8 protein-coding genes and 1 pseudogene are annotated in these 6,686 nt (G+C 63.0%); 7 read left to right on the forward strand and 2 right to left on the reverse strand.

The window, feature by feature from the left end; all coding sequences use genetic code 11:
• Window positions 1-4 precede the first annotated feature (4 nt).
• Window positions 5-1,282: a DUF4010 domain-containing protein gene (locus V2I08_RS04205; RefSeq protein ID WP_043153849.1), complete on the forward strand. Its 1,278-nt coding sequence runs from the start codon at window positions 5-7 to the stop codon at window positions 1,280-1,282.
• Window positions 1,283-1,317: 35 nt separating this feature from the next.
• Here V2I08_RS04205 and V2I08_RS04210 read toward each other — a convergent pair whose 3' ends face one another.
• Window positions 1,318-1,779: an Rrf2 family transcriptional regulator gene (locus V2I08_RS04210; protein WP_043153850.1), complete on the reverse strand. Its 462-nt coding sequence runs from the start codon at window positions 1,777-1,779 to the stop codon at window positions 1,318-1,320.
• A gap of 139 nt (window positions 1,780-1,918) precedes the next feature.
• Here V2I08_RS04210 and V2I08_RS04215 point away from each other — a divergent pair.
• From V2I08_RS04215 to V2I08_RS04230, 4 genes and pseudogenes are all read left to right on the forward strand, one after another.
• Window positions 1,919-2,272: pseudogene (locus V2I08_RS04215) on the forward strand (group III truncated hemoglobin); the annotation flags it as partial.
• A gap of 184 nt (window positions 2,273-2,456) precedes the next feature.
• Window positions 2,457-2,900, forward strand: a complete 444-nt coding sequence (locus tag V2I08_RS04220) for a globin domain-containing protein (protein ID WP_043153852.1) — start codon at window positions 2,457-2,459, stop codon at window positions 2,898-2,900.
• A 4-nt stretch (window positions 2,901-2,904) separates the two neighbouring features.
• Window positions 2,905-3,222 (forward strand): DUF1971 domain-containing protein, encoded by a 318-nt coding sequence (locus V2I08_RS04225; RefSeq protein WP_043153854.1) that lies wholly within the window; start codon window positions 2,905-2,907, stop codon window positions 3,220-3,222.
• Window positions 3,222-3,686, forward strand: a complete 465-nt coding sequence (locus V2I08_RS04230; protein ID WP_043153870.1) for a hypothetical protein — start codon at window positions 3,222-3,224, stop codon at window positions 3,684-3,686. The genes V2I08_RS04225 and V2I08_RS04230 overlap by 1 nt, the downstream gene beginning before the upstream one ends.
• 15 nt (window positions 3,687-3,701) lie before the next feature.
• Here the strand turns inward: V2I08_RS04230 and V2I08_RS04235 are convergent, their stop codons facing one another.
• Window positions 3,702-4,538, reverse strand: a complete 837-nt coding sequence (locus tag V2I08_RS04235; protein ID WP_349633960.1) for an IS5 family transposase — start codon at window positions 4,536-4,538, stop codon at window positions 3,702-3,704.
• A 358-nt stretch (window positions 4,539-4,896) separates the two neighbouring features.
• On the opposite strand from V2I08_RS04235, the gene V2I08_RS04240 reads away from it, so the two are divergent.
• Window positions 4,897-5,697: a universal stress protein gene (locus tag V2I08_RS04240; RefSeq protein WP_043153872.1), complete on the forward strand. Its 801-nt coding sequence runs from the start codon at window positions 4,897-4,899 to the stop codon at window positions 5,695-5,697.
• A 721-nt stretch (window positions 5,698-6,418) separates the two neighbouring features.
• A partial coding sequence (locus V2I08_RS04245; protein WP_349633961.1) for a transposase occupies window positions 6,419-6,686 on the forward strand: 268 nt, incomplete at its 3' end.

Below are 6,686 nucleotides of genomic sequence, written 5' to 3' on the forward strand. Positions count from 1 at the left end.
TGAGATGGATTTTGCGATAGCCGGAGGCGTTGCTACCATAGCCGGCATCGCGCTAGCGCTGGCCCTTGGCCTTCTCATCGGCGTCCAGCGTGGCTGGACCTTGCGCCATGAACCGGCCGGCTCCCGCTTCGCGGGCATCCGGACCTTTGGACTTCTGGGGCTGGCCGGCGGCGTCGCGGGCGCCCTTCGGTCGATCGAGTCCGGCGTGGCGATCATCCTGATCGCATCTGCGGCCATGCTGGTCCTGATGGGATATGCGCAGGCGGCATGGCGTGGCGGACCGGTCAGCGGAACAGCGAGCCTTGCCGGGATGCTGACGCTCGGCTGCGGGTTCCTCGCGACAAGCCAGCAGGAACGCCTCGCCACGATCATCGCAGTTTTGATGACGCTGGTACTTGCGCTCCGCTCGCAGCTTCACGGCTGGATCGGGCGGTTGAGCGAGGTTGAGGTAAGCGCAATCGCCCGATTCGCACTGATCTCGCTCGCCGTCCTGCCAATCCTTCCCGATCGCCCTTACGGTCCCTACGATGCCTGGAATCCGCGGCAACTGTGGATGGTGGTCGTCCTTGTTTCGGGCTTTTCCTTCGCCGGCTATATGGCCAGCAAGCGCCTGGGCGCATCTCGCGGGACACTCGCAACGGCCGCTGCCGGCGCCATGGTCTCATCCACGGCGGTAACCGCCGCTTTGGCGACCCGGCTGCGCGACGGTACGGAAAATGCTCCCATTCTGATAGCAGGGATCACCACCGCCTCCGTGGTCATGCTGGTGCGCGTGCTGGTGCTAGTGGGCGTGCTGGCGCCATTTGCGCTGCCGGCGCTTGCGCTGCTGGTCGCGCCGGCGGCGGTGGTCAGTGCCCTCGCCACGGCTTGGCAGCTCCGGGCAGCGGCGCTGTTGCCCTCATCGTCCAGCCGGGAAGTTCCTGTTCGCAACCCGTTCAACCTCGCGCCGGCGCTCGGCCTCATGGCGCTGGTGATGGTTCTGTCGCTGGCCTCGCGTTGGGTGCTCGGTCGGTTTGGCGATGCCGGCCTTGCCACGGTTCTGGCCCTGTCGGGGATGGTGGATGTCGATTCCGCTATCATCACGATGGGCGGGTTGCCAAAGGGCGTGCTGGACGGACGAACGGCGGGCCTTGTTCTGGCCGCCCCGGTCATGCTCAACACCCTCGTCAAGGCCGGGGCCACGATCAGCCTGGCCGGGAGGCATCGGGGCAGATCTGCCGCCCTGGCCCTGATCGCGAGCGTCGCAGCGAGCCTACTGATGCTACCCGTCCTCTTGCACTGACCGATCGGGGGCGTCCGGCCACCCCGAATTCCCAGTCAGGACGTCGCAAAGGGCCGTTGCACCGACCCCAGCATTGGAGAGGTGATCTGAGCATTCGTCAGCGATGCTGGCGCCTGACGGGACAGGTCCGCCAACGAATAATCGTCAAGGACGGCAAGAAATGCGCCCAGGGCTTCGCCGAGCGCGCCCTGCAGGCCGCAGCGATGCGTGATGACGCACGAAGCACAATCGACAAGGTCGAAGTCCCCTTCCATCTCCCGTACGACAGCGCCGATATTGATGGCGTCGGGCGGCCGGCAAAGGCGCATGCCGCCGTGGCAGCCGCGCACGCTCTGGACATAGCCCGCCTTGCCCAACTCGTGGACGACCTTCATCAGATGGTTCTTGGAAATCGCATGCGCGGTGGCGATCTCGGCGATCGCGCAAACACGTTCGGGACGCTCGGCGAGATACAGCAGCACCCGGAGCGCATAGTCGGTGTAACGGGTCAATCGCATGCCGCCAGATATGGGAGAAAGCCGGTCCAAGCACTATAAGTATATATCACAAATGCATGTTTCTCTGTGCCCCGATAGATGCATCTCCAATACATGATTGGAGGACGAGACGGTGGCGCAGCGTACCGATATCGACGAAATGGGGCTGCGGCAGTTGGTCGACGCTTTCTATGCCCGGGTGCGGGCCGATAAGCTGATCGGCCCACTCTTCAACGGCGCGATCGACGACTGGCCAGGCCATCTGACCAGGCTTGCCGACTTCTGGTCCTCGGTCATGCTCGGTAGCGGACGCTATAAGGGGCAGCCGGTGCCGGCGCACGCACGCTATCGCGCGCAGATCACGCCGGCCATGTTCGACCGTTGGCTCGCCTTGTGGGCGGAAACCACGAACGCGCTGATGACGCCCGAAGCGGCGCATATGTTGCAAGGCAAGGCCGCCCGCATTGCCGAAAGCTTGAGCCTCGCCCTGTTCTTCAAGCCATCGCCTTCCCCGACCGGCCGCAGGCCGGCCCGATCTCCAGGAGTATCGTCATGTCCGTGCTTCCCGTGGAGACGCAGCCCGCCCCCTATCCCGCGCATGCCAAAGACATACGCCTCGCGGCCTGATTTCCCGGTTCGACCGCAGCGAGGGGCATGCGGCCGATCCCACCACAACGCCCCAATCTGGAGAATATCTGATGGCACGCACGATGTCGGCTGAAACGATGGCTATCGTCAAATCCACCGCACCCGCGCTTCAGCAGCACGGCTTGGCGATCACGACACGAATGTATGAACGCCTGTTTGTTGATCCCGAGATAAGGGCATTGTTCAATCAGGCCGCGCAACGGTCGGGCGAGCAGCCGAAACGCCTAGCCGACGCCATCCTCGCTTTTGCCAAGAATGTCGACAAGCTCGACGTCCTGACTTCCGCGATCGAGCGCATCGCGAGTCGGCATGTCGAGACGCATATCAAGCCCGCGCATTACCCGGCCGTCGCCGATGCCCTGCTGCCGGCGATCAAGGACGTGCTCGGTGACGCGATCGACGAACAGGTACTCGCGGCCTGGGGCGAAGCCTATTGGTTTCTTGCCGACGTGCTGATCGCGCGTGAGGCGGCGCTCTACGCCGAGGCGGCCTGATCCGATGGAGCTGGCTCCCGCAGCGCTCACTTTGCCCGATGGGCTTGCCGTCTATCGGCGGACCGCCGAGTTTACGTCGGAGACGATCCCGGCGGCCCTACTGCGGGACCACAACACCAAGCCTGGCACATGGGGGCTCGTCCATGTGACCGAAGGCGCGTTGCGCTACAGGGTGACCGATCCCCGCCGGCAGCCGGGCGAACGGCTTTTGGCCTCTGGCGGGCCGCCCGGTGTCGTCGAGCCGACAATCCTTCACCATGTACTCCCGGTTGGCCCGGTTCGCTTTTATGTCGAATTCTGGCGCGCGGCGGACAAGTCGTGATCGACGATCTCGCCCTCGCGCGGACTCTGCATGTGGCAGCTGTCGTCCTTTGGATCGGTGGCGTCGCCTTCGTCACGACGGTGCTCATGCCGGCCATCCGGCGACGCCATCCACCTGGCGAGCGGCTCGCGACCTTCCATGCATTCGAGGGGCGGTTCGCGGCGCAGGCGCGACTGTGGGTGCTGCTCGCCGGGTTAAGTGGCGGCTGGATGATCGGGCGCGGCGGCATGCTCGAAAGGTTCGCCGACCTGCATTTCTGGTGGATGCATGCGATGCTGCTGCTCTGGATCGGATTTGCCGCCATGCTCTTTGTAGCCGAGCCGTTGGTCGCTCACCGGCGCCTGGCGGATCCGGTGACGCCGGCGGCCGTCTTCGATCGCATGCAACGGATGCATAATGCTGTGCTGGTCCTGTCACTCCTGACGGTCATGGCTGCCGTCGCGGGAAGCCATGGCCTCGTCTGAGAGTCTGATTCGAAATTATCCGTCGTAATTACATGACGTTGCGATGCGTCGGACGAAGAGTTGGATTGAGGCGATGAAGATCCAGGCGGTTGCCGAGGCGATGGTCTGTTCGAAGTCCTTGGCGAGGCGGCGGTTCCGGTTCAGCCATGCCAGCGTGCGTTCGACCACCCACCGCCGGGGCAGCACCTCGAAGCCTTTCGTTGCATCGGACCTCTTGATGATCTCGATGGTCCATTTGCCGAAGCGGCGCAGGGCGTCCTTGAGCTTGTCTCCGGCATAGCCGCCATCGGCGAAGACATGACGCAGCCACGGGAAGCGCCGGATAATCCCGGTCAGCACCAGCGGGGCACCGTCGCGGTCCTGGATGTCGGCGGTGTGGATCACGGCATGAACGAGATTGCCATCGGTGTCGGTGAGGATGTGGCGCTTCCTGCCCTTGATCTTCTTGCCCGCGTCATAGCCGCGAGGACCGCCGCTTTCGGTGGTTTTCACGCTCTGGCTGTCGATCACCCCGGCACTGGGCGACGCCTCGCGGCCCACGGCTTCCCGCTCAATCAGCAACAGGGCATGGTTGAGCGAGAGCCACTGGCCATTGTCGCGCCACAGGTAGAACCAGCGGCGCACCGTCGAGACCGGTGGAAAGCACGGCGGCAGCATTCGCCACGGCAAGCCTCCGCGCAGCAAGTAGAGGATCGCCTCGATGATCCGTCGCAGCGGCCACTTGCGCGGACGGCCCACCCGCGAGGGCGGTGGAAAAAACGGCTCCAGCACAGCCCATTCGGCATCGGTCAAATCCGTTGGCAAAGCCAAGTCCGCGCGGGCATACTGCGCCCGAGTGGTGTCGGTCCACATCGTCGATCTCCGGAAGTTTGTAGCAAAACCCCCTGAATCAACGACTTGGTTAGACGTCAAGCTAACCAACTGATACCACTCAACTTAATTTCCAATCAGGCTCTGAGCAACGCTGAACTCGCAAACTATCGGAGGCCGTCGGCCGGCCGGCGGCCAGTCCCCGGGGGTACGCCACCGACAATGCCACCATCCATTTGGTTTGCCGCAACGCGAAGGCGCTTTGCCGCCACAGGTTGCTGAGCGAACAGCCATCCAGCGATCGCTGCAGTCACCATGTGACTGTCTCGCATCAGTATAGTCCCGCATATTCTGAGCCGTGGGTCGCAAATAGAGTCCCTCCATCAATATGGAGGCGACGATGAAGAACATTCTTTTGCTGGTTCACGCCGACGATGGGCAGGAAGCCAGGCTGCAGACGGCGCTCGACCTGACACGTGCCCTTGATGGGCATCTGACCTGTATCGACGTCACGCAATCGCCGGTGGTCGCGGGCGACCTCTATGCCGGCTTTGGTGAAGCCGTGATGCTGACCGACGAGCGGGAGAACGAGGCAAAGAACAGGGCTGCGCTGACGGAGCGCCTCTCGCATGAAGACGTTCGCTGGGACTGGACCGACGCGACCGGCGATATCGCCAGTTGTGTCCTCGAGGCGGCGACGCTCGCGGATCTGATCGTGCTCAATCGGACGCTCGACGCCTATCCCCTTCCCGATATGCGCACGATCGCCAGCCGGATTCTGATGCACGCGCGCAAGCCCATCGTTGCTGTTCCGGAGAACCTGGAACGGCTCAACGCGGCCGGTCGCGCGCTCATCGCCTGGGATGGTCAGGCGTCTGCGGCAGACACGATGCGCGCCTGCGTGCCCCTTCTTCAGCTCGCATCCGACGTCCATATCTTCATGGCTCGCGACGGCGCCGAGAAGACCGAACCGACCGAAGCCGCCGAATATCTGTCACGCCATGGCGTGCACGCGAGCGTGAAGATCGTCGACGACGGACTTCACGCGCCGGACGCGTTGATCGCCGAGGAAGCGGCTCTTTGGCACGCCGACTATGTGCTGATGGGCGCCTATAGTCACGGCCGACTGTTGGAAGCGTTTGGCGGCGTCACGAAGCGGATGCTCACCAAGAGCAAGCTGCCGCTGGTGCTCGGGCACTGAAGGGGCCGTGCGCGTAAGTGCGACGGTCGACTGCCGTCATCCAGAGGTTCGCGCCGCCGTGGCCATGCAAGCAGTCGCAAATTTCACTATGACTCCTTGAAGGGCATATCAGCCCCACATTGCATATTTTGACCACGATCAAAGAGAGAAGCGCTACCCTCGCCTAACACCATACCGGACGCGGGCCATCTCCTCCCCGCCCGCGAACGGAACTCGCCCCCTCCGGGCAACCGGGTGGGGCGTCCTTTCGTACGTATCGCGGAAACGAAGCTCAAACCTCCGCATCCCCTTGAAGTATTCATGTTCGGTCGAATCATATCCCGGAACGGCCCGAGCAAGCAACGCGGCGGTATTGTTCGAGAACGGCCGCGACACCACCACTTGAGAGAGCCTATCAGGCGCGCTTCGAACCGCGCGCCAGAGAGCGGATCGGATCCGCGGCAATCTGCGCGATATCTATCGCGCCAATGCACATAATTTCCGCCTCTGTAGTCCGACGAAACCAATGCGACCGGGTCTATTGGAACCAACTCAGATCGCGCACATATGTTTGCGCTCGGTCAAAGTTCGAAGTCGGCAAGTCTCCTAATCCATATCTAACCCGTCTTATGCACCGGGGGCACGGTTTTGGGTTGGCGATCGTAGCGTAACTATCTGATTTGGTTTAGAGAAGGGTTGCTGAGACCAATCCTCAAGCCGGACAGAAAGTGCCACGACCGCCATGGCAGACAATAGCGTACTCTCTTTCGCATTCCCAGCGGTTCATGGCCGCAAAGTCACGGCCGCCTTCGATGGCGGCAGGCTGACGTCGGACGGTGGCGTGCTGTTACTCGCTCAGGCTGAGCGACGTATGGGGATTGCCGGGCGGCTTGCCGCGTGCATCGCCGATCCTCGCGACCAGAGCCGCGTCACCCATGATCTCGATGATATTTTGCGCGCGCGCATATTGGCGATCGCCTGCGGCTACGAGGATGCCGACGACCTCGACA

The organism is Sphingobium sp. MK2 (assembly GCF_040170545.1).
In the GTDB taxonomy this organism is placed as follows: domain Bacteria; phylum Pseudomonadota; class Alphaproteobacteria; order Sphingomonadales; family Sphingomonadaceae; genus Sphingobium.

Coding starts and splice junctions, on each gene's coding strand:
- V2I08_RS04205 (WP_043153849.1), top strand. CDS start 5: ATGGATTTTGCGATAGCCGGAGGCGTTGCTACCATAGCCGGCATCGCG.
- V2I08_RS04210 (WP_043153850.1), bottom strand. CDS start 1,779: ATGCGATTGACCCGTTACACCGACTATGCGCTCCGGGTGCTGCTGTAT.
- V2I08_RS04220 (WP_043153852.1), top strand. CDS start 2,457: ATGGCACGCACGATGTCGGCTGAAACGATGGCTATCGTCAAATCCACC.
- V2I08_RS04225 (WP_043153854.1), top strand. CDS start 2,905: ATGGAGCTGGCTCCCGCAGCGCTCACTTTGCCCGATGGGCTTGCCGTC.
- V2I08_RS04235 (WP_349633960.1), bottom strand. CDS start 4,538: ATGTGGACCGACACCACTCGGGCGCAGTATGCCCGCGCGGACTTGGCT.
- V2I08_RS04240 (WP_043153872.1), top strand. CDS start 4,897: ATGAAGAACATTCTTTTGCTGGTTCACGCCGACGATGGGCAGGAAGCC.